The sequence below is a fragment of the Vibrio splendidus genome, assembly GCF_003345295.1.
Lineage (GTDB): Bacteria > Pseudomonadota > Gammaproteobacteria > Enterobacterales > Vibrionaceae > Vibrio > Vibrio splendidus_K.
In genome coordinates, this window is record NZ_CP031055.1 from 2566947 (window position 1) to 2593527 (window position 26581).

Consider the following 26581-nt stretch of genomic DNA (forward strand, 5'->3'; position numbering starts at 1 on the left):
TTACTCAGCAGCAGGTGCTTCGCCTTCAGCTGGCGTTTCAACTGCTTCTTTCATGCTCAGACGTACACGGCCTTGACGGTCAATTTCAAGAACCTTAACTGGTACTTCTTGACCTTCAGTTAGGTAGTCAGACACTTTCTCAACACGCTTATCAGCGATTTGAGAGATGTGTACTAGACCATCTTTACCTGGAAGGATAGTAACGAATGCACCGAAGTCAGCTAGACGAGCAACTTTACCTTGGTAAATGCGGCCAACTTCAACTTCAGCAGTGATCTCTTCGATACGGCGGATAGCTTCTTGAGCAGCTGCGCCTTCAGTAGCAGCAATCTTGATTGTGCCATCGTCTTCGATTTCGATTGTAGTTCCCGTTTCTTCACAAAGAGCACGGATAACTGCACCGCCTTTACCGATAACATCTTTGATCTTATCAGAGCTGATTTTCATTGTGTGGATACGTGGAGCGAATTCAGAGATGTCTTCACGAGCACCAGAGATAGCTTCATCCATTACAGAAAGGATGTGCTTACGTGCACCTTGCGCTTGGTTAAGAGCAATTTGCATGATCTCTTTAGTGATACCTTCGATCTTGATGTCCATTTGAAGTGCAGTGATACCAGCGTTAGTACCTGCTACTTTAAAGTCCATGTCACCTAGGTGATCTTCGTCGCCAAGGATGTCAGAAAGAACAACGAAATCGTCGCCTTCTTTAACAAGACCCATTGCGATACCCGCAACAGAAGCTTTGATTGGAACACCAGCATCCATAAGCGCTAGAGATGTACCACATACAGAAGCCATTGAAGAAGAACCGTTAGATTCAGTGATTTCCGATACAACACGAACTGTGTATGGGAATTCGTCAACAGAAGGCATTACTGCTTGGATACCACGTTTAGCAAGCTTACCGTGACCAATTTCACGACGCTTAGGAGAACCAACGAAACCAGTCTCACCAACACAGTATGGAGGGAAGTTGTAGTGTAGAAGGAAGTTGTCTTTCTTCTCACCCATTAAGCTGTCGATGATTTGTGCATCACGTTGTGTACCAAGCGTTGCAGTAACAAGTGCTTGAGTTTCACCACGAGTGAATAGAGAAGAACCGTGTGTACGTGGAAGAACACCAGTACGTACGTCTAGCGCACGAACCATGTCTTTTTCACGGCCATCGATACGTGGGTTGCCAGCAATGATGCGGCTACGTACTACGTTTTTCTCTAGAGAACCAAGCATGCCGCGGATTTCGCGCTCATCTAGGTTTTCGTCTTGTGCAATTAGAGCTTCAACAGTGTCGTTCTTGATTGCGCCAACTTGCTCGTAACGAGCCATTTTCTCAGTGATCTGGTACGCGTCAGATAGACGAGTTTCAGCTTGCTCAGCAACTTTAGCTTTAAGCTCAGTGTTAACTGCTGGCGCTTCCCAGTTCCAAGATGGAGTTGCAACTTCAGCTGCAAATTCGTTGATCGCTTTGATTACAACTTGTTGTTGGTCGTGACCATAAACAACAGCTGAAAGCATTTCTTCTTCAGATAGGTTATCTGCTTCAGATTCAACCATAAGTACTGCGCCTTCTGTACCAGACACAACTAGGTCTAGTTTAGAGTTTTCAAGCTCAGTATTTGATGGGTTAAGAACAAGTTCGCCGTCGATGTGACCAACACGTGCAGCACCGATAGGACCATTGAATGGAGCACCAGAGATAGCAAGCGCAGCAGACGTTGCGATCATAGTGATCATGTCTGGGTTTACGTCAGGGTTGATAGAAACAACCGTAGCGATAACTTGAACTTCGTTTTTAAACGCACTTGGGAAAAGTGGACGAATTGGACGGTCAATCAGACGAGCTGTTAGCGTTTCGCCTTCAGAAGGACGACCTTCACGCTTGAAGAAACCACCAGGGATTTTACCCGCAGCGTATGTACGCTCTTGGTAGTTAACTGTTAGAGGGAAGAAATCTTGGCCTGCAACAGCTTCTTTCTTAGCAACAACAGAAACGAATACTGATGTATCGTCCATAGTCGCCATTACAGCAGCAGTAGCTTGACGTGCCATTACGCCCGTTTCTAGAGTAACGGTGTGGTTACCGTACTGGAACGATTTTACAACTGGTTTTTCAAACATTGTATATCCTTAGCTCTAAAGTCATGACTTTAGATTAAGTGAAGATTGACTCAAGATATTACCAATCGCGACTAGTGAAAAGAGACTTGGGAATGATGCTTCTTTGTATGAGTTCATACGCCGAATTAAGACCAAATCCGCCTTTGAATAGTCGCGACCTATTGGCCGACATCTGTGACTGTAACGTCTTGAGAGGTTGATTGCCCAGCGTTGAAAACGCATAGGCGGGCGTAGTATAAACTATTTTTATTAGGAGAGATATTTCCTATCAGAAAAAGCCAGATGATATTCTGTGCATCCGGCCAAACATTTTCTTACAGGCACAAAAAAAGGAGCATAAATGCTCCTTTTCTTCAAACTGTCTTTGCAGACATCGCTATTAGCGACGTAGGCCTAGACGCTTGATTAGGTCTTGGTAACGAGTAAGGTTTTTGCCTTTCAAGTAATCAAGAAGCTTACGACGGCTAGAAACCATACGTAATAGACCACGACGGCTGTGGTGATCGTGTTTGTGCGCTTTGAAGTGACCTTGTAGGTGGTTGATAGAAGCAGTAAGTAGTGCTACTTGTACTTCTGGTGAACCTGTGTCGCCTTCAGATTGTGCGTATTCTGCAACGATTGCTGCTTTAGTTTCTGCATTCAGAGACATAAATCTCTCCTGATAAGAGTAAGTTTATATTTGTAGCAGCCAATCTCTGATTCAGCCGCTACGCGAGCCGAGGATTATAGGGAAGTTTACGAGTTGGTGCAATAACAATCGAACTGATGGAAAACGAAAAAAGCGAACCATTAAAATTAAGGGCTCGCTTTCTATATTATTTACTCGTCTTTCACGACTCAGCGCTAATATCTGACTCGATTTAAACGTTACGCTTGTGGCTCTTCATCTCTGAAAACAACCAAACGTTTCGGTGCAACTCGGCCATCTTCAGCAATTTGAGCAACCCCAACAAACAGCTTCTCTTCACCGCTTGTCATGCGAACGGTACCTTCAGCAGGAGCGCCTGCGACTTGAACGGGCATACCGTGCTGAACAAGATCAGTCAGTTCCGCATTCAAGTTAACTTCAGGTAAGTCTTCTACAGCGGTGTCCATTGGCATTAACAATGGATCAAGCAACTCTTTAGGTGCAATCTCTTGCGCTTGTGCTTGCTCTAGAATTTCGTTCAGCTGTTCCAAGGTAACCATGCGTTCATACGGGTACTTTGCAACACCAGTACGACGAAGCATTGTCACGTGAGCACCACAACCTAGCATTTCACCAAGATCGTCGGTAATTGTGCGGATGTAAGTACCTTTAGAACAATGTACTTCCATCTCAACTTCATCACCTTCAAAGCGAAGTAGCTCAATAGAATACACAGTGATCTTGCGAGACTCACGAGGCACTTCGATACCTGCACGTGCATATTCATACAAAGGCTTACCTTGATACTTCAATGCTGAGAACATTGATGGAATCTGGTCGGTTTCACCTTTGAAGCTTGCAATGCAGCGTTCAAGTTGCTCTTGAGTAACGTTGATTTCACGCGTTTCAACCACTTCACCATCAGAATCTGAGGTGTTGGTACGCTCACCAAGCTTCGCGACAACAACGTAGCGCTTATCAGAATCTAGAAGAAACTGAGAGAACTTCGTTGCTTCACCAAGACAAATTGGCAGCATGCCAGTCGCAAGAGGATCCAGAGCACCGGTGTGCCCTGCCTTCTCTGCAAAGTAAATACGCTTTACTTTTTGCAGTGCGTCATTAGATGAAATGCCTGTTGGCTTATCTAATAGAATTACCCCATTTATAGGGCGACCTTTACGACGGCGAGCCATTACTCTTCATCCTTAGACTGAGTTTCGTCAGTGCGGCCAGATTCTTCTTGCTTACGCTTGTCATCGTTCAGTACTTCACTTACTAGGTTAGACATACGCATGCCTTCTACCAATGTGTTGTCGTAAGTAAAACGAACTTCAGGTGTTAGACGGTGACGAATACGCTTGCCAAGAGCCATACGAACTGGCACTTCATGCTCTTTAAGAGCAGCAAGACATGATTCAGGTGTTTGCTCACCGATACATAGGAAAGTCACGAACACTTTTGCGTATGCAAGGTCACGAGACACTTCGACATCTGAAATAGTTACCATACCAATGCGTGAGTCACGAACTTCACGTTGGAGGATAAGTGCGAGCTCTTTTTGAAGCTGCTGAGACACACGTTGTGTGCGGCTAAATTCTTTTGACATTTTCTTTTCTCACTTAGAAAGATGGGGGGCTTGGTAATTACCAGCCCCCCATGGTGTATTCAACAACCGATTACTTATTACCTTTACAGGTAATGTTAGTAACCTTAGTCAATATGTCGAGTCGTACTGACTGATTAGTCTAGAGTACGTTTAACTTCAACAATTTCGAATACTTCGATCTGGTCACCAACGCGAACGTCGTTGTAGTTCTTAACGCCGATACCACACTCGTAACCATTTTTAACTTCTTGAACGTCATCTTTAAAGCGACGAAGTGACTCTAGTTCACCTTCGTAGATAACAACGTTTTCGCGAAGTACGCGGATTGGGCTGCTACGCTTAATCGTACCTTCAGTAACGATACAACCAGCGATTGCACCAAGTTTAGGCGACTTAAATACGTCACGAACTTGAGCAAGACCAATGATCTCTTGACGGAATTCAGGAGCAAGCATACCGCCCATCGCCTGTTTCACTTCGTCGATCAGTTGGTAAATGATTGAGTAGTAACGTAGATCTAGGTTTTCATTCTGAACAGTACCACGCGCAGTTGCGTCAGCACGAACGTTGAAACCAAGGATGATAGCGTTAGAAGCGGCTGCAAGAGTTGCATCAGTTTCCGTAATACCACCAACACCAGAACCTACGATGTTAACTTTAACTTCGTCAGTTGACAGTTTCAGTAGAGAGTCAGCAATTGCTTCTACAGAACCTTGAACGTCAGCTTTAAGTACAACGTTAAGTTCAGCAACTTCACCAGCCGTCATATTCGCGAACATGTTCTCTAGTTTCGCTTTTTGTTGGCGAGCTAGTTTAACATCACGGAATTTACCTTGACGGTAGTTCGCAACTTCACGCGCTTTACGCTCATCGCGTACAACCGTTGCTTCATCACCTGAAGCAGGAACGCCAGAAAGACCTAGAATTTCTACAGGGATAGATGGACCTGCAGTTTCGATGTCTTTACCGTTTTCATCACGCATTGCACGAACACGGCCGTACTCTTGACCACAAAGAACGATGTCGCCTTTGTTTAGAGTACCAGACTGTACTAGTACTGTTGCAACTGGACCGCGACCTTTATCAAGACGAGATTCAACAACAACACCAGATGCCATGCCTTCTTTAACCGCTGTAAGCTCAAGAACTTCAGACTGAAGAAGGATAGCTTCTAGAAGACCATCGATGTTTGTACCTTGTTTTGCAGAGATGTGAACGAAGATGTTCTCACCGCCCCATTCTTCAGGGATAACGTCGTATTGAGCTAGCTCATTCTTAACGTTGTCTGGGTTTGCACCCTCTTTGTCGATCTTGTTCACAGCAACAATCAGAGGAACACCTGCCGCTTTCGCGTGCTGGATAGCTTCGATTGTTTGTGGCATTACGCCATCATCAGCGGCAACAACAAGTACAACGATATCTGTCGCTTGAGCACCACGAGCACGCATAGCTGTAAACGCCGCGTGTCCAGGAGTGTCAAGGAACGTGATCATGCCGTTGTCAGTATCTACGTGGTAAGCACCAATGTGCTGTGTGATACCGCCAGCTTCGCCAGACGCAACGTGTGCTTTACGAATGTAATCAAGTGTAGAAGTTTTACCGTGGTCAACGTGACCCATGATAGTAACAACAGGAGCACGACCTTCTGCGACAGCATCGCTATCACGGTCAGCTAGCACTGCTTCTTCTAGTTCGTTTTCTTTACGTAGGATAACCTTGTGGCCCATTTCTTCAGCAACAAGTTGTGCTGTTTCTTGGTCGATCACTTGGTTGATAGTCGCCATAGCGCCCATCTTCATCATTACTTTGATAACTTCAGTTGCTTTAACTGACATTTTGCTAGCCAGTTCAGAAACAACGATAGTTTCGCCAATAGCAACATCAGATTTAGCAACAGTTGCTGACTTATCGAAGCCTTGCTGCATTGAAGTTGGTTTAGCAAGCTTACCTTTACCGCCACGACCACGTTGGTTACGACCACCACGGTTGTTGCCAGGTTGAGCTGCTGGAGCAGGTTTCTTCTTGCGACGACGAGGAGCTTTCTCATCTTTTTTATCAGCCGCATCTTCTGCTTCACGAGCATAAGTAGAAGTAGTCACATGGTAATCCGCAGATTTCTCTTGCTCTTTCTTCTTCTTCTCTTCTTCAGACCAACGTTCTTGGTTTTCTTCTGCTAACTTACGAGCTTCCTCAACAAGCTTAGCTGCTTCAGCTTCGGCTTTACGAGTTGCTTCTTGCTCTTGACGAGTTTTAAGTTCATCCGCTTCTTTTTTCGCTTGTGCGTTAGCGTCTGCATTTTTTGAATTCATGTCTTTTTTAGCCTTTTCAGCTTGTGCGCGTTGAGCCTTCTCTTCAGAATCACGTTTTGCATCCGCTTCACGTGTTACTTTTTCTTCGGCTTCGCGCTGTGCTTTCTCTGCAGCATCACGTTTCGCTTGCTCTTCAGCATCGCGTTGTGCTTTCTCTTCCACTTCACGATTAGCTACTTCCTCAGCTTCACGTTTCGCTTCATCTTCAATAGTGCTGCGCTTCACGTAAGTACGCTTTTTACGTACCTCTACTTGAACATCCTTACTCTTACCGCCTCCAGCGGCAACACTTAGCGTGCTGCGGGTCTTGCGTTGAAGAGTTAAACGAGTCGGTTCTGTTTCGCCTGAAGTATCGCCATGCTCCTTTTTAAGGTGCGTTAGCAATGTTTGCTTCTCTGAATCAGTCACTTGATCCGACCCTGCTTTCTTCATTCCTGCATCAGCAAGTTGTTCAATTAAGCGGTCAACTGGCGTACCAATCTCTTCACTCAGTGCTTTAACTGTTAATTGTGTCATACCGCTTTCTCTCCTTGCTGAATTATTCTTCGTCGCCGAACCAACAGATGTTACGCGCAGCCATAATCAGCTCGCCTGCTCGCTCTGCAGTTAGGTCTTCGATGCCTTCTAGTTCATCAACGCCTTGGTCAGCTAGGTCTTCCAATGTCGCAACGCCTTTTGCTGCTAGCTTGTAAGCCATTTCACGCTCAAGACCTTCAAGTGCAAGTAAGTCTTCAGCAGGCTCAACACCGTCGAAAGTCTCTTCTTTCGCTAGCGCTAGAGTAGTCAGTGCGTCTTTCGCGCGGTTACGTAGTTCTTCAACGATACCTTCGTCTAGACCGTCTACTTCAAGAAGCTCGTTCACTGGAACGTATGCCACTTCTTCAAGTGTAGAGAAGCCTTCTTCAACAAGCATTTGAGCAAAGTCTTCTTCAATGTCTAGGTGCTTCATGAAGTTTTCAATAGAAGCAACTGCTTCTTCTTGGTGCTTCTTCTCTAGATCAGCAACAGTCATTACATTCAGTTCCCAACCCGTTAGTTGAGAAGCTAGACGTACGTTTTGACCGCTACGGCCAATCGCTTGTGCCAGGTTATCGGCTTCAACAGCGATGTCCATAGAGTGTGCATCTTCATCAACGATGATTGAAGCAACATCAGCAGGTGCCATTGCGTTAATAACGAACTGAGCTGGGTTATCGTCCCAAAGAACGATATCGATACGCTCACCGCCAAGATCATTAGAAACAGCTTGTACACGTGCACCACGCATACCAACACACGCACCAACAGGGTCAATACGTTTGTCGTTTGTTTTCACAGCGATTTTAGCACGAGAACCAGCGTCACGTGCAGCACCTTTAAGTTCAATTAGCTCTTCACCAATCTCAGGCACTTCAACGCGGAATAGTTCAGCTAGCATTTCTGGCTTCGAACGAGTAACGAAAAGCTGGAAACCGCGAGCTTCTGGTTTAACTGCGTAAAGAAGACCACGAACACGGTCACCTGGACGGAAGTTTTCACGAGGAAGTTGGTCGTCACGAAGGATTACCGCTTCAGCGTTGTTACCTAGATCTAGAATAACTGTGTCACGGTTAACTTTTTTAACTGCGCCAGTTACGAGCTCGCCTTCGTTGTCAATAAACTGTTCAACGATTTGAGCACGTTCTGCTTCACGTACTTTCTGTACGATAACTTGCTTAGCCGTTTGAGTCGTAATACGGTCAAACGTTACTGATTCGATATCATCTTCAATGAAACCGCCAAGTTCGATCTCTGGATCATCGTACTTTGCAGCTTCAATAGAGATTTCTTTTGTTGGGAATTCAACTTCCTCAACAGCTTCCCAACGGCGGAAAGTTTCGAAATTACCCGTTTTACGGTCAATTTCTACACGAACTTCAATTTCTAATTCGCTTTTCTTTTTTGTTGCCGTTGCAAGCGCGATTTCAAGCGCTTCAAAAATACGCTCACGAGGAACTGCTTTCTCATTTGAAACAGCTTCTACTACCGCCAAAATTTCTTTGTTCATTAATCTAGCCTCTTAAGCTCTTCTCTCTAGGAGAACTAAAATTTAGGGATCAGGTTAGCTTTCGCAATATTGCTCAGGACGAATTCTTCTTCTTGTCCTTCAACCAATACTTTCACTGTCTCGCCTTCGATAGATTGGATATCACCTTTCCATTTACGACGGTTGCCGACAGCCATTTTCAAAACGATGCTTACCTCGTGACCAATAAATTGTTGGTAATGCTCTGCTTTGAACAGTGGTCTCTCTAAACCTGGTGAAGACACTTCAAGGTTATAAGCCACTGAAATTGGATCTTCAACGTCCATTACGGCACTTACTTGGTGACTAACCTCAGAGCAATCATCTACATTGATACCATTTGGTGAATCGATGTAAATACGTAGCGTTGAGTGCTCACCAGCACGAATAAATTCTAATCCAACTAACTCATAACCTGATGCTGCTACTGGAGCGTCAAGCATTTCAGTAAGTTGTCTCTCTAAACCAGTCATTTAACCACTCCAGAAACAAAAAAAGGGCTCAAAGCCCAATTTAAATTCCAAGCAAACATTATCATCTAAAGGCATTTACAAATGCTTAGATAACAAAAAACCCCGTATAAGCCGGGGTTTTTGTTGCTGGACCCTTATATGTTAAGTGTCATCACATTCGATATCACACTTAACTCACAGTGAGGTTCACACTGTGCAAACTTGCTACCAATACAAGCTATATAATAGCATTGAAATTGGTTGCGGGAGCCGGATTTGAACCGACGACCTTCGGGTTATGAGCCCGACGAGCTACCAAACTGCTCCATCCCGCGTCCGACTTGTGAGCATTATACGCCCAACAAGATGTTTTACAAGTTTGTAAACATGGTGCCGAGAGAGGGACTCGAACCCTCACACCCTAAGGCACTAGCACCTCATGCTAGCGTGTCTACCAATTTCACCATCTCGGCATCAAATCTTTGCAGCTTATTGTGGAATTTCGTCGCCTTGCGTCGGAACTTCACTCACTGCATCTTCAGCTTGCTGAATTACCTGACCTTGAGTCGGGTCAATCCATTGTGACTCAGTTTTATGTGTAGACATATTACCAAGCACTAAGCTAAGGATAAAAAATGTAGTTGCAAAAACTGCAGTCATTCGGGTAAGGAAATTTCCTGAGCCACCAGCACCAAACACAGTGTTTGAAGCGCCAGCACCGAAAGAGGCTCCCATATCTGCGCCTTTACCTTGTTGAATCAACACTAGGCCAATTACACCAAGCGCTGCCAACAGGTAAATCACAAGTAGAACTGTAAACATTTTTCCACCTATGTTCCTAATTGTTGAGCCAGCGCCGTTCAAAAAACTATTTTTAAGAACAAGGCTAGCGACCTCCTAACTGAAGGCCGAGCAATACTAGCGAATGCGACGATGGCTGACAAGGGGAATTTGCTAAAAAATAAGCCTTTACCAAGTGAATGGTTAAAAAAAGGTCAAAAGCGACACAAAACTCATTTACGTCTCTTTTGACCGTGATATCTCATAACCGTGATATCTTTTGACCGTGATATAAGTCAATCACTTCTAATCACAGGCGCTATTCGTTTCGCCGGTTAAGTAAAAGGTTAAATTAGCAGTTTGCTTTTACTGCATCAGCGATCTTAAGCGCTGAAGATTGAACAAGCTCAGCATCTTCGCCTTCAACCATGACACGCAGTAGTGGCTCGGTACCAGACTTGCGTAATAGCACACGACCTTTCTCGCCAAGCTCTGCTTCTACTTCAACAACCGCTGCTTTTACCGCTTCGGCTTCTAGTGGGTTTGAATCTCCGCTGAAACGAACGTTTTCTAGAACTTGAGGGTATAACGTCATGCCCTGAGACAGCTCATTCAGTGTCATTTCGCTATCAACAACTGAAGCCAACACTTGCAGAGCAGCAACGATAGCGTCACCTGTCGTCACTTTATCTAATAGGATAACGTGACCCGAATTTTCTGCACCGATCTTCCAGCCTTTAGCAAGAAGTTGCTCCATGACGTAACGGTCACCAACAGCGGCACGTACAAATGGAATACCTAATTGCTTAAGGCCATTTTCCATACCAAGGTTCGTCATTAGCGTACCAACAACGCCACCTTTCAACTCACCACGACGCAACGCATCACGAGCAATGATGTAAGCGATTTGGTCACCATCAACCTTATTACCTAGCTCATCAACCATGATGATGCGGTCACCGTCACCATCAAAGCCTAGGCCTAGAGCTGCTTTTTCTTCAAGTACTTTAGCTTGCAGAGCACGCACATCTGTCGCACCCACTTCGTGATTGATGTTAGTACCATTTGGCTCAACACCCATTGCAATCACTTCAGCGCCCAACTCTTTAAATACCGCTGGCGCAATGTGGTAAGTCGCACCATGTGCGCAATCCACCACAATTTTCATGCCCGCTAACGTCATTTTGTGTGGGAATGTACTTTTACAAAATTCAATATAACGGCCAGCTGCATCATTTAAGCGTACAGCTTTACCCAATGCAGAAGATTCCACGCACTCGATATCTTTATCTAGTTCAGCTTCGATAGCCAACTCAATGTCATCCGACAATTTGGTGCCTTCAGAAGAGAAGAACTTAATGCCGTTGTCATAGAAAGGGTTATGCGATGCAGAGATAACGATACCAGCTTCAGCACGGAAAGTTTGTGTTAAGTAAGCTACAGCAGGTGTTGGCATTGGGCCAGTAAACGTAGCCTGAAGACCCGCAGCAGCAAGGCCAGCTTCTAACGCAGACTCAAGCATATAGCCAGAGATACGAGTATCTTTACCAATGATCACTTTCTTGGTGCCCTGCTTCGCAAGAACACGACCTGCAGCCCAACCAAGCTTCAGAACAAAATCAGGTGTAATCGGGTATTGGCCAACTTTGCCACGTACACCATCTGTGCCGAAGTAACGTCTTTTATCAGACATATTGATTTTCCTTAATTATTATTAGTGATTGTTATTCATCACTTCGATTATCTTCATCGCTTCCAATGTATCTTCAACATCGTGAACGCGAATAATTTGTGCGCCTTTCATTGCAGCGATAGTCGCGCAAGTGACACTGGCTACCATACAATCTGCTGGGGCCTTGTCCAGTAGCTTAAAGATCATCGATTTTCTCGACATCCCAGCTAAAACTGGCAACCCAAGCGTATGAAATTTTTCAAGGTGCGCTAATAGTTGGTAATTGTGTTCAATGGTTTTACCAAAACCAAAACCAGGGTCCAGAATCAGCTGTTCTTTTGAGATTCCTACAGCCTCACAAGCTTCCACTCTTTCTTGTAGGAATGCTTCAACATCCATTAGAACATCGTCGTAAACTGGGCTAGCTTGCATGGTTCTTGGTTGGCCTTTCATGTGCATCAAGCAAACAGGAACATTAGCCTCAGCGGCAGCTTGTAGGGCACCTGGCTCTTGTAAAGCGCGTACATCATTGATCAAATCAGCACCCGCTTCAACAGCTTGGCGCATCACTTCCGCTTTGCTGGTATCAATAGAAATCCAAACATCAAACTTGGCACGAATCGCTTTAATTGCAGGAATAACTCGAGCGAGCTCTTCCTCTAAGGAAACGTCCGGTGCTCCAGGACGAGTCGATTCACCACCAATATCAATAATGCTAACGCCGGCTTGAATCATTCGTTCAGCTTGCAGCAATGCATTGTCTAATGAGTTGAATTTTCCGCCATCAGAGAAAGAATCAGGCGTGACATTGAGGATACCCATTACATGTGGGCGATCTAAAACGAGCGTTTTATTATTTGCTTTTAATATCATGAAAGGCAGGTCTTAAAGAGTAAAAAACACCTTGGGCTATAAACAGAAAAACCCTGAGCGTACTCAGGGTTTTAATTTATAGCTTAGCGATTAAGAATCTTTGTTTTGAGTATCATCTGATTCAGATTTAACGTCTTCAACTTTCGATTCTTCTGGGTCGGCTTTAGCTTGTTCTTCTGATTTAGCTTCAGTTTCAGGCTTGGCTTCTTCCTTTGCAGGTTCTGCTTTTGCTTGATCACCCCAACCAGCAGGCTCGCGAATCTCGTCTTTACGTTCCATCAAGTCATCAATCTGACCTGCATCAATCGTTTCAAACTTCATCAACGCATCTTTCATCGAGTGCATGAGATCCATGTTCTCTTCAAGAATCTGCTTCGCACGAGCATAGTTACGGTCGATAAGAATACGAATTTCTTCATCGATAAGTCGAGTTGTATCGTCAGAAACATGTTTCGCTTGGCTCATGCCACGACCTAGGAAAACTTCGCCTTCTTCTTCAGCATATAGAAGAGGGCCTAGTTTTTCAGAGAAGCCCCACTGCGTTACCATCTTGCGAGCAATATCAGTTGCACGTTCGATATCGTTAGACGCACCAGTCGAAACCTTATCTTTACCGTAGATAAGTTCTTCAGCAAGACGACCACCGTACAAGCTAGAGATCATTGACTCTAGGTGTTGGCGAGACATGCTTACGCGATCTTGCTCAGGTAGATACATAGTCACACCAAGTGCACGACCACGTGGAATGATTGACACCTTGTACACTGGATCGTGTTCAGGTACCAAACGACCAACAATTGCGTGGCCTGCTTCGTGGTAAGCTGTTGACTCTTTCACTTCTTCAGACATCACCATTGAACGGCGCTCTGCACCCATCATGATCTTATCTTTCGCAAGTTCAAACTCAACCATCGATACATTGCGCTTGTTACCACGAGCTGCAAATAGCGCCGCCTCGTTCACAAGGTTCGCAAGATCTGCACCAGAGAAACCTGGAGTACCACGAGCAATCAGAGATGGTTCAACATCACCTGATAGTGGAACTTTGCGCATGTGCACTTTAAGAATCTGTTCACGACCACGTACATCAGGTAGACCAACCACAACTTGACGGTCAAAACGACCAGGACGAAGTAATGCAGGGTCTAGCACGTCGGGACGGTTAGTCGCAGCGATAACAATAATACCTTCGTTACCTTCGAAACCATCCATCTCAACCAGCATTTGGTTAAGTGTTTGCTCACGTTCATCGTGACCACCACCAACACCAGCGCCACGTTGACGACCTACAGCATCGATTTCATCGATAAAGATGATACAAGGTGCTGCTTTCTTCGCTTGCTCGAACATGTCACGCACACGAGATGCACCAACACCAACAAACATTTCAACGAAATCAGAACCTGAGATAGTAAAGAACGGTACTTTCGCTTCACCAGCAATTGCTTTTGCAAGCAATGTCTTACCAGTACCAGGAGGACCGACCAACAGGATACCTGTCGGGATCTTACCACCCAGTTTTTGGAAGCGACTTGGGTCACGAAGGTAATCCACAAGCTCTTTCACGTCTTCTTTTGCTTCGTCACAACCAGCAACATCAGCAAACATCGTTTTGATTTGTTCTTCGCTCATCATTCGAGCTTTACTCTTACCGAAAGACATCGCGCCTTTACCGCCGCCGCCGCCTTGCATTTGACGCATGAAGAAAATCCACACACCAATCAGTAAGATCATTGGGAACCAAGAGATGAAGATAGTGCCAAGCAGGCTCTGCTCTTCAGGTGGTGTACCCTGAACTTTTACGTTTTGATTAATTAAGTCATCAAGTAGCTTTTGATCATAAACAGGCATGTAAGTTACATACTTAGAACCACCGCCACGACGTGTGAAAGTAATTTCGCTGTTATTGAACTGTGCGTCTTGAATCTGGCCTTGGCCAACTTCCTGTACAAACGTGGTGTAATCTACTGCTCTGCCGTTACTTTCCCCAGGGCCAAAGCTCTGGAAGACCGACATCAACACAACCGCGATAACAAGCCACAGAATTAAATTTTTTGCCATGTCACTCAAGGTGTAAGCCTCTCGATAACTAATTGTAATTAAAGGTAGGGTACTACAGTTTGTAACCTGTAGCCATGTTGTTAACTCTCACTCTTGGAAGAGAATCGTTAACCTTTGTAACCAGTTGCTACGATAAACACTTCACGAGATCGAGCTCGAGAAGAGTCGGGTTTTCTCACTTTGACTGTTTTAAACATCTCACGGACGTCCTTAACATATTGGTCAAACCCTTCGCCTTGGAATACTTTTACAACAAAACTACCATTGGTAGCTAGAACTTGTCGACACATATCCAAAGCTAATTCAACTAAATACATAGCTCTCGGCTGATCCACAGAATTGTTGCCTGCTATATTAGGTGCCATATCAGACATCACGACATCAACCATGTTTGGTTGTATACGTTCCAACAAGGCATCTAGCACAGCTTCTTCGCGGAAATCACCTTGTAAAAAGCTCACTCCAGCGATCGGATCCATAGGTAGCAAGTCACAAGCAATGATTTGACCGTTGTCTCCGATAATCTTAGCAGCATATTGAGACCAACCGCCAGGCGCTGCGCCCAAATCCACAATGGTCATCCCAGGAGTCAGCAATTTATCTTTCGTTTGAATCTCTTCCATTTTGAAATAAGCACGCGAACGATAGCCTCTTTTTCTTGCTTCATTTGCATACTTGTCGTCGAAGTGTTCCTTCAACCAACGGCCTGAACTGGCCGAGTGTTTCTGTTTGCTCATTGGATACCTAAATTGGAGGAAAGTACTAATTGCTGAATAAATTATAGTCTTCAGCTTTAGATGGCGTTAAAATAGGTTTTTTCAACCCTAATACTAAATAAAATTGGCCGCGTAATGAACCTAAGTACCAAACAAAAGCAGCATCTAAAGGGCCTAGCTCACAGTTTAAAACCTGTAGTGCTAATGGGCGCAAATGGACTTACTGAAGCTGTTCTAGCGGAAATCGAATTAGCTCTAGACCACCACGAACTGATCAAGATTAAAGTTGCATCAGAAGACCGTGAGACTAAGCAACTGATTATCGATGCAATTGTACGTGAATCTAAAGCTGAGAAAGTACAGACTATCGGTAAAGTTCTAGTACTGTTCCGTCAGTCAGAAGCACGTAAAATCGAGATTCCACGCAAATAAGCTAGTTTGACATCAAGCTAGCTCCACAATAAGAAAGCCACTGTGCTTATCTTTTAGTGTAGCGTGAGAAACGAAAAAGGTCGCATTAGCGACCTTTTTACTTATTAAAACCAAAGTAAATTCAATTAGATGTATTCTACTTTGTCTATTTCGAAATCTTTATCGCCGCCAGGTGTAGAGATAATAACCTCGTCACCTTCCATCTTACCAATAAGGCCACGAGCGATCGGTGATTTCACCGAAATGCGGCCAGTTTTGATTTCAGCTTCATCTTCAGAAACGATTTGGTAACGGAACTCTTCATCAGTATCTACGTCAATCAAAGTAACCGTAGTACCAAAGATAACCTTGCCTGTGTTATCCATTTGAGTTACGTCGATGATCTGAGCTAGCGATAGCTTGTATTCGATATCTCGAATTTGAGCTTCACAGATACCCTGCTCTTCACGAGCGGCGTGGTACTCTGCATTCTCTTTCAAGTCACCGAGTTCACGTGCTTCACCAATAGCTGCTGAAATAATAGGACGTAGCTTAAGTAGGCGATCTAATTCGTCACGTAGCTGCTGAGCGCCACGCACTGTCATTGGAACCTTTTCCATTTTTTACCTCTATGCCAAAGCTTTCTTTGGCCAACATAAATACACCCAACGCATTTATTGGGTGATAGAAACAAAACGATTTGGCTTAGTGTAAACAAACTTTATGGCTAAATCACCTTTATTCCACTTTGCGTTATAAAAGCTTTATCTAGGTCTAAATTACAGACATCACAAAAATGAATAATAACTCCCTCATCAATAAGCAGAGAGTTAAATACCTAAAAAAACAAAAAACAAACAAAATAAACACAGATCACACTTTTATAAAAAACACTTTAAAACATATACTTAAACAACAAGAGATATAATAAAACAGTGTTCATTTTTTAGTTTTATATCATTTTACTAACTGACTATGGAACTTTAGAGGTAAAAAGTAACCCATGGATTGCACTGGCATTTTTCAGACTTCTGTTCTAATCATGATTATGAAGCCTGATTAATACAGGCAATACACAAAAGGGTTCAAATCCTTGATAAAACTTCTATGGACAGTAATTAGGAAATAATAACATGAACAAGACTATGATCGCGCTTGCTGTATCTGCTGCAGCTCTTGCTACTAACGCAGTGGCAGCGGACGGTAAACAAGCTGGTGGTATTGACGGTACTTCTGTATACAGCTCAAACGGCACTTCTCTAGAGATCGGTGGTCGTGCGGAAGCTCGTCTATCTCTAAAAGATGGCAAAGCACAAGACAACACTCGAGTACGTCTTAACTTCCTAGGTAAAGTTGAAATCCAAGACGGCCTATACGGCGTTGGTTTCTACGAAGCAGAATACAACGCAAACGACTACGAAGGCGATGCTGATTCTATCGATCACCGTTACACATACGCTGGTATCGGCGGTACATTCGGTGAAGTAACTTACGGTAAAAACGACGGTGCGCTAGGCGTAATCACTGACTTTACCGATATCATGTCTTACCACGGTAACTCAGCGGCATACAAAATTGCAGCGGCTGACCGTACAGACAACATGCTTTCTTACAAAGGTGAATTCCAAGACCTAGCAGTTAAAGCAAGCTACCGTTTTGCAGATCGTACAGATTCAACAACTGACACTGGTTTCGATGACAACAACGAAGATGGCTACTCTCTATCTGGTATCTACGCAATCGGCGATTCTGGCGTTAAGCTAGGTGCAGGTTACGCTGATCAAGCAGAGCAAAACGAATACATGCTAGCGGCATCTTTCCGTACTGAAGCTCTATACTTTGCTGGTGTATTCACAGACGGTGAACTATCGAAAGACAACGGCGACTACACTGGCTACGAATTCGCAACTGCTTACACGCTAGACAAAGCTGCATTCACGCTAACGTACAACAACGCAGAAACAGATGGTGATACATCAGCTGATAACGTTGCTGTAGATGCGACTTACTACTTCAAGCCTAACTTCCGTACTTACATCTCGTACAACTTCAACCTAATCAGTGAAGGCGACAAGTTCGGTACAGCTGATACTGTAGTTAACCGTGGTGCAACTAAAGCACAAGCTGAAGACGAGCTAGCTATTGGTCTACGTTACGACTTCTAATTCTGATTATCTAATTGATTAATTAGTTAATTGAGAATCAAAACGCCCGCTATCTAGCGGGCGTTTTTTATATCTGTATACTGAAAACATCAGCCATCCAAGAAATCTTCTATGCGCCTTCTATCCACTCTACTTCTATGTGGCTTATCACTTGGTAGTGACTCACTTGCCGCTTTCGCCTACGACCCTTTAAATAAACTGCCTGATGGCAGTAGCACAAGTTTAATATTGGAATCCCTAAGTGGCGATTCAAATGAAATGAGCATCAACAGTGATGGCTTTTATCCACCTGCCAGCACTTTAAAACTGGTCACAGCTTTAGCAGCCAAGTTGGAATTGGGGGATGACTTTCAATACTCGACCAGCATAGCTCGCTCTAATAAAGATGTTGTGATCTCATTCAGCGGTGACCCAACGCTACAACGAGAACACCTAAAAAACCTTTTAGCTCAATACGCTAAGTCGCAATCTAAAACCATCAAAGGCAACTTATACCTCGATAACTCAACTTTTACGGGTTATCAACGAGCTGTTGGTTGGCCTTGGGATATACTAGGCGTTTGTTACAGCGCACCTTCTAGTGCAATGACCTTAGACAGCAACTGCGCACAAGCCTCTATTTATACGAAAGATAACGGCAGCACTCGTGTCTATATTCCCGCTCACTATCCGATAGACGTGACAACCACCGCAGCCACCGTAACTCGCTCAGGGCAAAAAGCCACACAATGCGACTTAGAGCTCATTACTACTCCAGACAACGCTTACAAGCTGTCAGGTTGCTTAGTTGAGCGTAAGAAACCACTGCCGCTCAAGTTTGCGATTCAAAATCCAGAGCTTTATACCTCTCAAGTCGTGACCTCGCTTCTTAAAGAGCTGAAAATCCAAGTTAAAGGCGATGTGATTGTTGGTAAAAAAGATAAATCAGGCAAGACCACATTAGTCGCTAGTCACAACTCAGAGAAACTTCCTGAACTGCTCGATACCATGCTAAAGAAATCAGATAACCTGATAGCGGACAACCTGACTAAAACACTGGGTGCAACGTTTTATGTCCAGCCTGGTAGTTTCAATAACGGCACCGAAGCGATAAAACAGATATTACTGACCAAGGCCAACATTGACCTAAACAAAGCACAGTTGGTTGATGGTTCAGGGTTATCGAGGAATAATCGCATGACCTCGCAAACTATGGCTCAGGTTCTGCGTTACATCTGGGATAACGACAAACAGCTCAACCTGATTGAGGCTATGCCTACATCTGGCACTGATGGAACGCTCAAGTACCGTCAGAGTATGAGAAAAGCACCAATCCAAGGTAATATTATTGCGAAAAGTGGGTCTTTGTTCGGTAGCTACAATATGGCAGGTTTTGGTTTAGATAAAGCGGGCAATCCAAACTCTCTGTTTGTGCAGTTTGTGCGTGATTATTTCCCGGAAGAGCAAGATCCAGACAAACCTGTAGAAGCACCAATCACCCAGTTTGAACGTGCTTTCTACAAAGATGTGGTCGAGTTCAGTCAAATACAGAGTCAATCTCAATAGCGGCTTACTTGTAAAAGGCTGTTAATTAAACAATAAAAAATGGCGCTGAAGATCGTATGATCTTCAGCGCCATTTTTGTTTCTAAGATGTTTTTCTTCGAAAGTGCTTTTTGTTTCCAGTATCTTTATTTAAAGGCGTTAAGCAATGCCCAAGAATGAATTCACTACCGTGAAGTAAATCCACATCCCCGAAATGTCGACTACTGAAGCCAAAACAGGGCTCACCAGCACCGCAGGATCTAACTTGAATAACCGAGCAATAATCGGCAATCCAGCGCCAAGCACGGTTGATATTGTCACTTGAATAAACAGAGCGACAGCAATCGCGTAAGCAATCATATTAATGTCGTAACCACCCGTTGATTGGTTGTCACTGAACAGTAAGATGCGGCCTATCATCACCAAGGCAATCGCAAGCGCCAAGCAGATAGCAACTCTAAATTCTTTCCACAGAACGTTCGCCCATTGGCGCTTCTTCAACTCTCCTGTGGCTAAGGCCCTGATGACCAAAGTCGCGGCTTGTGTTCCGGTGTTACCACCAGCAGCAGCAATTACAGGCATGTAAATTGCCAAAAGTACCAACTGACTGAGAATGTCTTCATACTGAGCAATGATAAGCCCAGAGACAATACCCAGCAGTGCTAATGCAATAATCCAACCGATACGCTGCCTAACATGGCTAAACACTCCAGTTGAAAGGTAACCTTGTTGAGGCTCAACCTCTGAGTAGATCAGCCCTAGTTGGTGAGCTAGATGTCGAGAGCGCTTCTCAAAGCCCTGCTCTTCTAGCTCACTAAGTAAAGTCTGAATAATACTGAGAGAGCATTGCCCAAGTACTAACACCGCATCTTCAAGTGGCATTCGGTTTAAAAGGTTAATTTGTTGCTCACGTCCATACTGTTGAAATGCATTCGATACAGCTTGGATGTCTTGCTCTGTGTACAAAGCTTCGATAGATAAAAAAGTGTTGTTCATTACCGTCATGGCGAATCTCCCGATTGGCAAAGGTAACGACCATCAAAACAAATAGCATAAGTTTATAGATTTATAGATTTATAGATTTATAGATTTATAGATTTATAGATTTATAGATTTATGCGCACCAAAAGCTGAAAGCTACTGGTGTGTCTACTTGTTAGAATCTAGTGTGTGGAAAAGAATGAGGGGGAAAAACAAAGATACCCTACCCGAACGGCAGGACAATAGATCAATACCGAGACGGGTTATTCTTCTCCATTCAAACTAGGAGGATGGTCGGTATTGTTCATAAAAATCTCCAGAATTACTGTCAATATGACAGCGCGCATAGTGTAGCAATGCACGTTCAAAAACTTCGTCAACTTTGTGTCAATAAAAAAGGCATCCGTGGATGCCTTTTGTTCAATTATTGATGTGCGTTATTACTTAATAGTAATACGAGCAAACTTACGCTTACCTACTTGGTAAACTGCAGTACCAGCTTCAGGTACGAACTTGCTGTCTTCAATCTTCTCGCCTTCAAGCTTAGCAGCGCCTTGCTTGATCATACGCATCGCATCAGAAGTAGAGTTTACAAGACCCGCTTCTTTTAGAACGTTAGCAATCGGTAGGCCGGCTTCGAATTCAAATTCAGGCATCTCATCAGGAACTTGGTTTTTAGCAAAACGGTTAACGAACTCTTGCTCAGCCGCTTCAGCATCCGCTTCACTGTGGAAACGAGCAATGATCTCTTTCGCTAGAAGTACTTTAACATCACGAGGGTTTTTGCCCGCCTCAACGCCAGCTTTCAGTTCCGCAACTTCTTCAAGTGGACGGAAAGACAGTAGCTCGTAGTAGCTCCACATTAGATCGTCAGAGATAGACATGATCTTACCAAACATCTCGCTTGGTGCTTCGCTAATACCGATGTAGTTGTGCGCAGACTTAGACATCTTCTTAACGCCGTCTAGACCTACAAGTAATGGCATCATCAGTACCGCTTGTGGTTTTTGACCTGCTGCTTTTTGCAGTTCACGACCCATTAGAAGGTTAAACTTCTGGTCAGTACCACCAAGCTCGACATCACTCTCTAGTGCAACAGAGTCGTGACCTTGTAGAAGTGGGTACATGAATTCATGGATTGCGATCGGTTGACCACCAGCGTAACGCTTTTTAAAATCATCACGCTCAAGCATACGAGCAACAGTTTGGTTAGAAGCAAGACGAATCATGCCTTCAGCGCCAAGCTCAGATAGCCACTCAGAGTTGAAACGAATTTGTGTTTTCGCAGGGTCTAGAATCTTGAATACTTGCTCTTTGTAAGTTTCAGCATTCTTCAATACGTCTTCACGGCTTAGCGGTGGACGCGTTGAGTTCTTACCTGATGGATCACCAACCATTGCAGTGAAATCACCAATAAGGAATGTCACTTCATGACCAAGCTCTTGGAAAGCACGAAGCTTGTTAAAGATAACCGTATGGCCTAGGTGGATATCTGGAGCAGTTGGATCGGCACCCAGCTTAATGCGTAAAGGACGACCTTCTTTTAATTTAGCAATCAGTTCGTCTTCTGGAATCAGTTCTTCTACGCCACGTTTGATCTCGGCTAGTGCAGCTTCAATACTCGCCATTCTTGTTCACTCCCACAGATTTGGCAAAAATATAATAATTAGACATCTTACTTGAATAGCGATGTATTTTGAAACCAGTTACACTATTCCGTCGTCGATTTTCATAATATTTACAGAACGAACCGGAACATGTTGTCTATTTTTGCACGCCTTCCTATTTTGCACCGGGCTTTTATCGCATTTTTTAGTGCCGTAATTTTCGTCGCGATCTTCTTACTCCCCGATGTCAGCAGTTTGCGTGACGATACGGGCGCTTTAGTGGTGGGGAAACATTACCCACTGACTATCAATGCATCCGCGCTTGTTAGCTCAAGTGACGCACCGCCGACGGCAGTGCTTAATTGGGAGAAATACACCGTTCGTTCTGGCGAAAGCACCTCTGTCTTATTTGAACGTATTGGCCTCTCATACCGCTTGCTGATCACGCTACTCAATACCAATAATGATATTAAGAAGCAGCTGTCTAACCTAAGACCTGGCGATGTATTGCAGTTTGGTTTTGATGAAAACAACGACCTTATTCAGTTAAAACGACAACTTAGTGCGTTTGAAAGCTTCAAGATCACGAAGTCTGGCGATTCTTTCTCATCAAGTTTCGACAAAAAAGAAGTGGCCTACCAGTACAACTATGCCGAAGCCAACATCACTTCTAACTTCTGGAATGCAGGGGTCAATGCAGGCCTAACTGCAAACCAAATTATGGAACTGGCGGGTATATTCGGTTGGGATATCGACTTTGCGTTAGATATTCGCAACAACGACAGCTTCAAAATCTTGTACCAAGAGAAAGTGGTTGAAGGCGAAGTTGTTGGTCGCGGTAAGATCATGGCGGCCGTATTCAAAAACCAAGGTGATTCATTTACCGCGGTATTAGATGATAAGAGTGGCAACTATTTCGATGAGAACGGTCGCGCAATGAAGAAAGCCTTCCTGCGCTCACCGATTGATTTCCGTCGTGTGACATCGAACTTTAACCCTAACAGAAAACACCCAGTAACAGGCAAGGTTCGAGCTCACCGAGGCACCGACTATGCAGCTCCTGTTGGCACGCCGATATGGGCAGCCGGTGACGGTATTGTCCAGAAGTCTGGTTATAACCAATTTAACGGTAATTACGTGTTCATTCGACACAGCAACACCTACATCACCAAGTACCTACACATGAAACGACGTATGGTGAAAACTGGTCAGCGCGTAAAACAAGGCCAAACCATTGGTACTTTGGGCGGTACAGGCCGTGTGACTGGCCCGCACTTACATTATGAATTCTTGGTTAATGGCGTACATAAAAATGCGCGTACCGTGAAATTACCGCAATCTAAGTCGTTAACAGGTAAAGCAAAAGCAACATTTATTGCGAACTCAGAAGTTCGATTGAGTAACCTAGAGCGATACGGCCAGTTACTAGCAACTAATTAGACTAATAGCCATATAAACCAACGAAAAGAGCGCCCACCAAGGCGCTCTTTTTATTTCCGTCGAACTAGGACTTATCTTTAACCGTCGTTGCTTGGGAGCACATCGGGCTTCTTATCTCGCCCTAGCATCAGCAAACAAGGCGTCAGCACCAAGGTAAGTACTGTCGCAAACGCCAAACCTCCAGCAATGGCTGTAGCAAGTTGCGACCACCATTGGGTACTCGGGGCACCAAACTCTATTTTCTGGTTAATCAGATCGATGTTCATTTCTAACACCATCGGCATCAAGCCTAAAATGGTGGTAACCGTAGTAAGCATTACTGGTCTTAAACGCTGAACACCCGTCCTGAGAATCGCATCTCGCTTGTCCAAGCCGCGTTTTATCAGTTGGTTATAGGTATCAATCAGCACAATATTGTTGTTTACCACAATTCCTGCCAGCGCTATTACTCCAATACCGGACATCACAATGCCAAACGGACGCTGGAAGATAAGCAAACCAACAAACACACCAACCGTTGAAAACAGCACCGCACTAAGAATCAAAAACGCTTGATAGAAGCTATTGAACTGAGTAATCAAAATCAACGCCATCACCGCCAATGCAACTAAGAAAGCACTTTGTAAGAAGGCTGACGAGTTTTCTTGTTCTTCATTTTGACCACGAATACGAAACTCGACACTACTTGGTAAGCCTAACTCACTTAACGCTTGCTCAATCTTTGGCAGTTCGAGTGCAAGATTATAACCCTCTTCCATATCCGCCATGATGTTCACGACACGCTTACCATCAAGGCGCTTTATCGTGTCCTGCTTATGGTCTGGCACAATCTGAGCAAAGTTAGTGATCGGCACCAAGCCTGCTGGTGTTTTAACTCTTAGTTGGTCAAAGCGTCCAATATCTCTTTTATCGCTTGGATAGCGCACCAAGATATCGACCTCTTCTGAAGAATCATCAGGGAGGTAATCGCCAATCTTTAGCCCGTTAGTGACGAATTGAACCGTATTACCCACCAAGGTCGCATCAGCCGAAAAACGCGCAGCATCATCTCTGCGAATATCCACTTTCCAATCGATGCCATCTTTACTCGCGGTATCACTTATATTGGTCAGCGCCTGATTGCCATCCGCCCAGTTTCTTACAACTTTTGCAGCCTGATTAAGCTGCTCTGGTGTTCTTGCCGACAGCTCAATCACTAAGTCATTCTCAACCGGAGGCCCTGCATCTGGAAACTTATATTCAATCTCGACCCCTGCGTATTGATCGGTGTGCACCTTTAATTCTTCAATGATCGCCTTAACACTCCGACGGTATTGCCAATCCACAGGGGTAATCGATATCAAACCAATCTGATCGTCCCCACCCGTTCGCGTGTAAACGGTATCGAACTCATCATGATTTAGCATCATCTGCTCAATATCACGCATGATGACATCTTTCTCTTGGATGGATAGATCACCATGAGAACGAACTTTGACGTTAAAGAATGGCGGATCAACTTCTGGGAAGAACTCTGCACCTAGCCCCGCTTTTGAATATGTAAAACCAACCGCAACCGCAAGTAATATCGCACTGAAAAGAATCTTAAAGGGGTGCTTAATCGCAATCGACAACGTGTGGTAGTACGCTTTGGTTAAGCCTGTCGCTTGTGAAAAGTCGCCATTATGCAGTGCCACCATTCGAGCTTGGCTTTTGGGCGATACATATTGAGGTTTACCAATCAAACCACCGAGTACAGGCACAAACAACAACGCCATAATCAATGAAGCGGTTAAGGTTGCAATCAACGTTAATGGCAAGAACTTCATGAATTCGCCCGTCACATCCGGCCAAAACAGTAACGGAGCAAATGCCGCCAACGTTGTCGCAGTAGACGCTGTTATCGGCCATGCCATACGCTTAGCGGCATCCCGGTAAGCGGCTTTACGTCCTTCACCTTCTTGCATTCGCCTGTCGGCAAACTCGGTAACCACAATTGCGCCATCGACCAACATACCAACCGCCATGATCAACGAGAACAGCACCACGATGTTGACGGTTAGACCAAACACAGACAACACCAACAACCCCGTGAGGAATGATCCAGGAATTGAAATTCCGACCAATAGCGCGGTTCGAACACCAAGAATGGCGATGATCACGATCACCACTAAAATGATGGCGGATAAGATATTGTTTTGCAGATCGTTGAGCATGATCTTCACATCTTTAGATTCATCCCAAGTGTATTTGACCAAAAGGTTATTTGGCCACTCAGCTTGCTGCTGAGCACCTGCCATTACTGCCTTGACTAGCTCAACGGTTTCAATGATGTTTTCACCCGCTCGCTTCTTTATATCCAAGACAACCGCGGATTTACCATCTAAACGGGCAAAGCTTTCAGGATCTCGAAACGCTCGGCGAACCGTAGCCACATCGCCAAAAGTGACCACCTGTTTACCATCCACTTTAATTGGTAGCTCAAGCACATCTTTTAGAGAGTTAAACACCGAAGGGACTTTGACCGAGAAACGTCCGTAACCCGTATCAACAAAACCGGCCGCCACAACTCGGTTATTCAAAGCAATCAGATTATAGATGTCCGCTTGATCTAGGCTGTAACTCTCCATCAATAATGGATCAACGATGATTTCTACTATGTCATCGCGATCGCCTGCAATATCGACCTCTAGAATTTGGCGATAGCTTTCGAGTTTATCTCCGAGCTCTCGAGCGATTTGTACTATGGTGCGCTCAGGCACGGTACCAAACAGAACCACTGACAACACAGGCTGCTCAGAAGCAAGCGTCACCTCATTCACGGTTGGCTCATCGCTGTCTTCTGGCAATTTGGGCTTAGCCAGATCAACGGCATCGCGAACATCAGCCATTGCTTTGGTGAGGTCAACACCGACATTAAATTCCAACACAACAGAGGCATGGCCTTCTGCTGCCGTTGCCGTCATTTCTTTTACGCCTTCAATAGACCTAAGCTCTTGTTCTATTGGTCGAACTAATAAACGTTCGGCATCAGTAGGAGAGATACCTTGATGCCCTACAGAAACATAGATAATAGGAATCGTGATGTCAGGGCTCGATTCCTTAGGGATCGTAATATAAGTCGCAGCACCCGCGACAAGGATTAACGCTAAAAGGGAGAGCATTGTTCGAGCACGAGACAAGGCTGCATCAATAATTGAATACATCGGCTAT

General features: G+C 44.5%; 20 protein-coding genes and 2 tRNA genes. 4 read left to right on the plus strand and 18 right to left on the minus strand.

Annotated features, from left to right (window positions below; genetic code table 11):
* The 14 genes from pnp to rlmE form a co-directional block, all read right to left on the minus strand.
* Positions 1 to 2121, minus strand: coding sequence for a polyribonucleotide nucleotidyltransferase (pnp, locus tag DUN60_RS11235; RefSeq protein ID WP_086048817.1), 2121 nt, complete (start codon positions 2119 to 2121; stop codon positions 1 to 3).
* 379 nt (positions 2122 to 2500) lie between these two features.
* Complete coding sequence (gene rpsO / locus DUN60_RS11240) at positions 2501 to 2770, minus strand: 30S ribosomal protein S15 (RefSeq protein ID WP_004734493.1); 270 nt, start codon at positions 2768 to 2770, stop codon at positions 2501 to 2503.
* A gap of 218 nt (positions 2771 to 2988) precedes the next feature.
* Complete coding sequence (gene truB / locus DUN60_RS11245) at positions 2989 to 3942, minus strand: tRNA pseudouridine(55) synthase TruB (protein WP_004734494.1); 954 nt, start codon at positions 3940 to 3942, stop codon at positions 2989 to 2991.
* Positions 3942 to 4355, minus strand: a complete 414-nt coding sequence (rbfA, locus tag DUN60_RS11250; RefSeq protein WP_004734495.1) for a 30S ribosome-binding factor RbfA — start codon at positions 4353 to 4355, stop codon at positions 3942 to 3944. The genes truB and rbfA overlap by 1 nt, the downstream gene beginning before the upstream one ends.
* A 134-nt stretch (positions 4356 to 4489) precedes the next feature.
* Positions 4490 to 7180: a translation initiation factor IF-2 gene (gene infB, locus DUN60_RS11255; protein WP_004734497.1), complete on the minus strand. Its 2691-nt coding sequence runs from the start codon at positions 7178 to 7180 to the stop codon at positions 4490 to 4492.
* A gap of 22 nt (positions 7181 to 7202) precedes the next feature.
* Positions 7203 to 8690: a transcription termination factor NusA gene (gene nusA / locus DUN60_RS11260; RefSeq protein WP_004734499.1), complete on the minus strand. Its 1488-nt coding sequence runs from the start codon at positions 8688 to 8690 to the stop codon at positions 7203 to 7205.
* A 35-nt stretch (positions 8691 to 8725) separates the two neighbouring features.
* Positions 8726 to 9181, minus strand: a complete 456-nt coding sequence (gene rimP / locus DUN60_RS11265; protein ID WP_004734501.1) for a ribosome maturation factor RimP — start codon at positions 9179 to 9181, stop codon at positions 8726 to 8728.
* A gap of 237 nt (positions 9182 to 9418) precedes the next feature.
* Positions 9419 to 9495: transfer RNA gene (locus DUN60_RS11270), tRNA-Met, on the minus strand.
* A gap of 53 nt (positions 9496 to 9548) precedes the next feature.
* Positions 9549 to 9633: transfer RNA gene (locus DUN60_RS11275), tRNA-Leu, on the minus strand.
* A 16-nt stretch (positions 9634 to 9649) separates the two neighbouring features.
* Positions 9650 to 9982: a preprotein translocase subunit SecG gene (gene secG / locus DUN60_RS11280; protein WP_004734504.1), complete on the minus strand. Its 333-nt coding sequence runs from the start codon at positions 9980 to 9982 to the stop codon at positions 9650 to 9652.
* 310 nt (positions 9983 to 10292) lie between these two features.
* Complete coding sequence (gene glmM, locus DUN60_RS11290; protein WP_017087432.1) at positions 10293 to 11633, minus strand: phosphoglucosamine mutase; 1341 nt, start codon at positions 11631 to 11633, stop codon at positions 10293 to 10295.
* 21 nt (positions 11634 to 11654) lie between these two features.
* Positions 11655 to 12485, minus strand: coding sequence for a dihydropteroate synthase (gene folP / locus DUN60_RS11295; RefSeq protein ID WP_114633976.1), 831 nt, complete (start codon positions 12483 to 12485; stop codon positions 11655 to 11657).
* Between the two features lie 90 nt (positions 12486 to 12575).
* Positions 12576 to 14546: an ATP-dependent zinc metalloprotease FtsH gene (ftsH, locus tag DUN60_RS11300; protein ID WP_114633977.1), complete on the minus strand. Its 1971-nt coding sequence runs from the start codon at positions 14544 to 14546 to the stop codon at positions 12576 to 12578.
* A 107-nt stretch (positions 14547 to 14653) separates the two neighbouring features.
* A complete protein-coding gene (gene rlmE, locus DUN60_RS11305) occupies positions 14654 to 15283 on the minus strand; it encodes a 23S rRNA (uridine(2552)-2'-O)-methyltransferase RlmE (protein ID WP_004734508.1) in 630 nt (209 codons plus the stop codon).
* 114 nt (positions 15284 to 15397) lie between these two features.
* Here rlmE and yhbY point away from each other — a divergent pair, with 114 nt between their 5' ends.
* Entirely contained in the window at positions 15398 to 15694 is a 297-nt protein-coding gene (gene yhbY, locus DUN60_RS11310; RefSeq protein ID WP_004734509.1) for a ribosome assembly RNA-binding protein YhbY, read from the plus strand.
* Positions 15695 to 15819: 125 nt separating this feature from the next.
* Here yhbY and greA read toward each other — a convergent pair whose 3' ends face one another.
* Complete coding sequence (gene greA, locus DUN60_RS11315; RefSeq protein WP_017084249.1) at positions 15820 to 16293, minus strand: transcription elongation factor GreA; 474 nt, start codon at positions 16291 to 16293, stop codon at positions 15820 to 15822.
* Positions 16294 to 16806: 513 nt separating this feature from the next.
* Here greA and DUN60_RS11320 point away from each other — a divergent pair.
* The gene (locus tag DUN60_RS11320; RefSeq protein WP_114633978.1) at positions 16807 to 17838 is read left to right on the plus strand and encodes a porin; all 1032 of its coding nucleotides are present in this window, start codon (positions 16807 to 16809) and stop codon (positions 17836 to 17838) included.
* A 111-nt stretch (positions 17839 to 17949) separates the two neighbouring features.
* Positions 17950 to 19383: a serine-type D-Ala-D-Ala carboxypeptidase gene (gene dacB / locus DUN60_RS11325; protein ID WP_114633979.1), complete on the plus strand. Its 1434-nt coding sequence runs from the start codon at positions 17950 to 17952 to the stop codon at positions 19381 to 19383.
* Positions 19384 to 19520: 137 nt separating this feature from the next.
* Here the strand turns inward: dacB and DUN60_RS11330 are convergent, their stop codons facing one another.
* Both DUN60_RS11330 and tyrS read right to left on the minus strand, forming a co-directional pair.
* Positions 19521 to 20366, minus strand: a complete 846-nt coding sequence (locus DUN60_RS11330; protein WP_114633980.1) for a magnesium transporter — start codon at positions 20364 to 20366, stop codon at positions 19521 to 19523.
* Positions 20367 to 20782: 416 nt separating this feature from the next.
* Positions 20783 to 21970 (minus strand): tyrosine--tRNA ligase, encoded by a 1188-nt coding sequence (gene tyrS, locus DUN60_RS11340; RefSeq protein ID WP_004734518.1) that lies wholly within the window; start codon positions 21968 to 21970, stop codon positions 20783 to 20785.
* A 129-nt stretch (positions 21971 to 22099) separates the two neighbouring features.
* Here tyrS and shyC point away from each other — a divergent pair, with 129 nt between their 5' ends.
* Positions 22100 to 23389: a peptidoglycan DD-endopeptidase ShyC gene (gene shyC, locus DUN60_RS11345; protein WP_114633981.1), complete on the plus strand. Its 1290-nt coding sequence runs from the start codon at positions 22100 to 22102 to the stop codon at positions 23387 to 23389.
* A gap of 77 nt (positions 23390 to 23466) precedes the next feature.
* On the opposite strand, the gene DUN60_RS11350 is transcribed toward shyC, so the two are convergent.
* Positions 23467 to 26574, minus strand: a complete 3108-nt coding sequence (locus DUN60_RS11350) for an efflux RND transporter permease subunit (protein ID WP_114633982.1) — start codon at positions 26572 to 26574, stop codon at positions 23467 to 23469.
* Between the last annotated feature and the right edge of the window lie 7 nt (positions 26575 to 26581).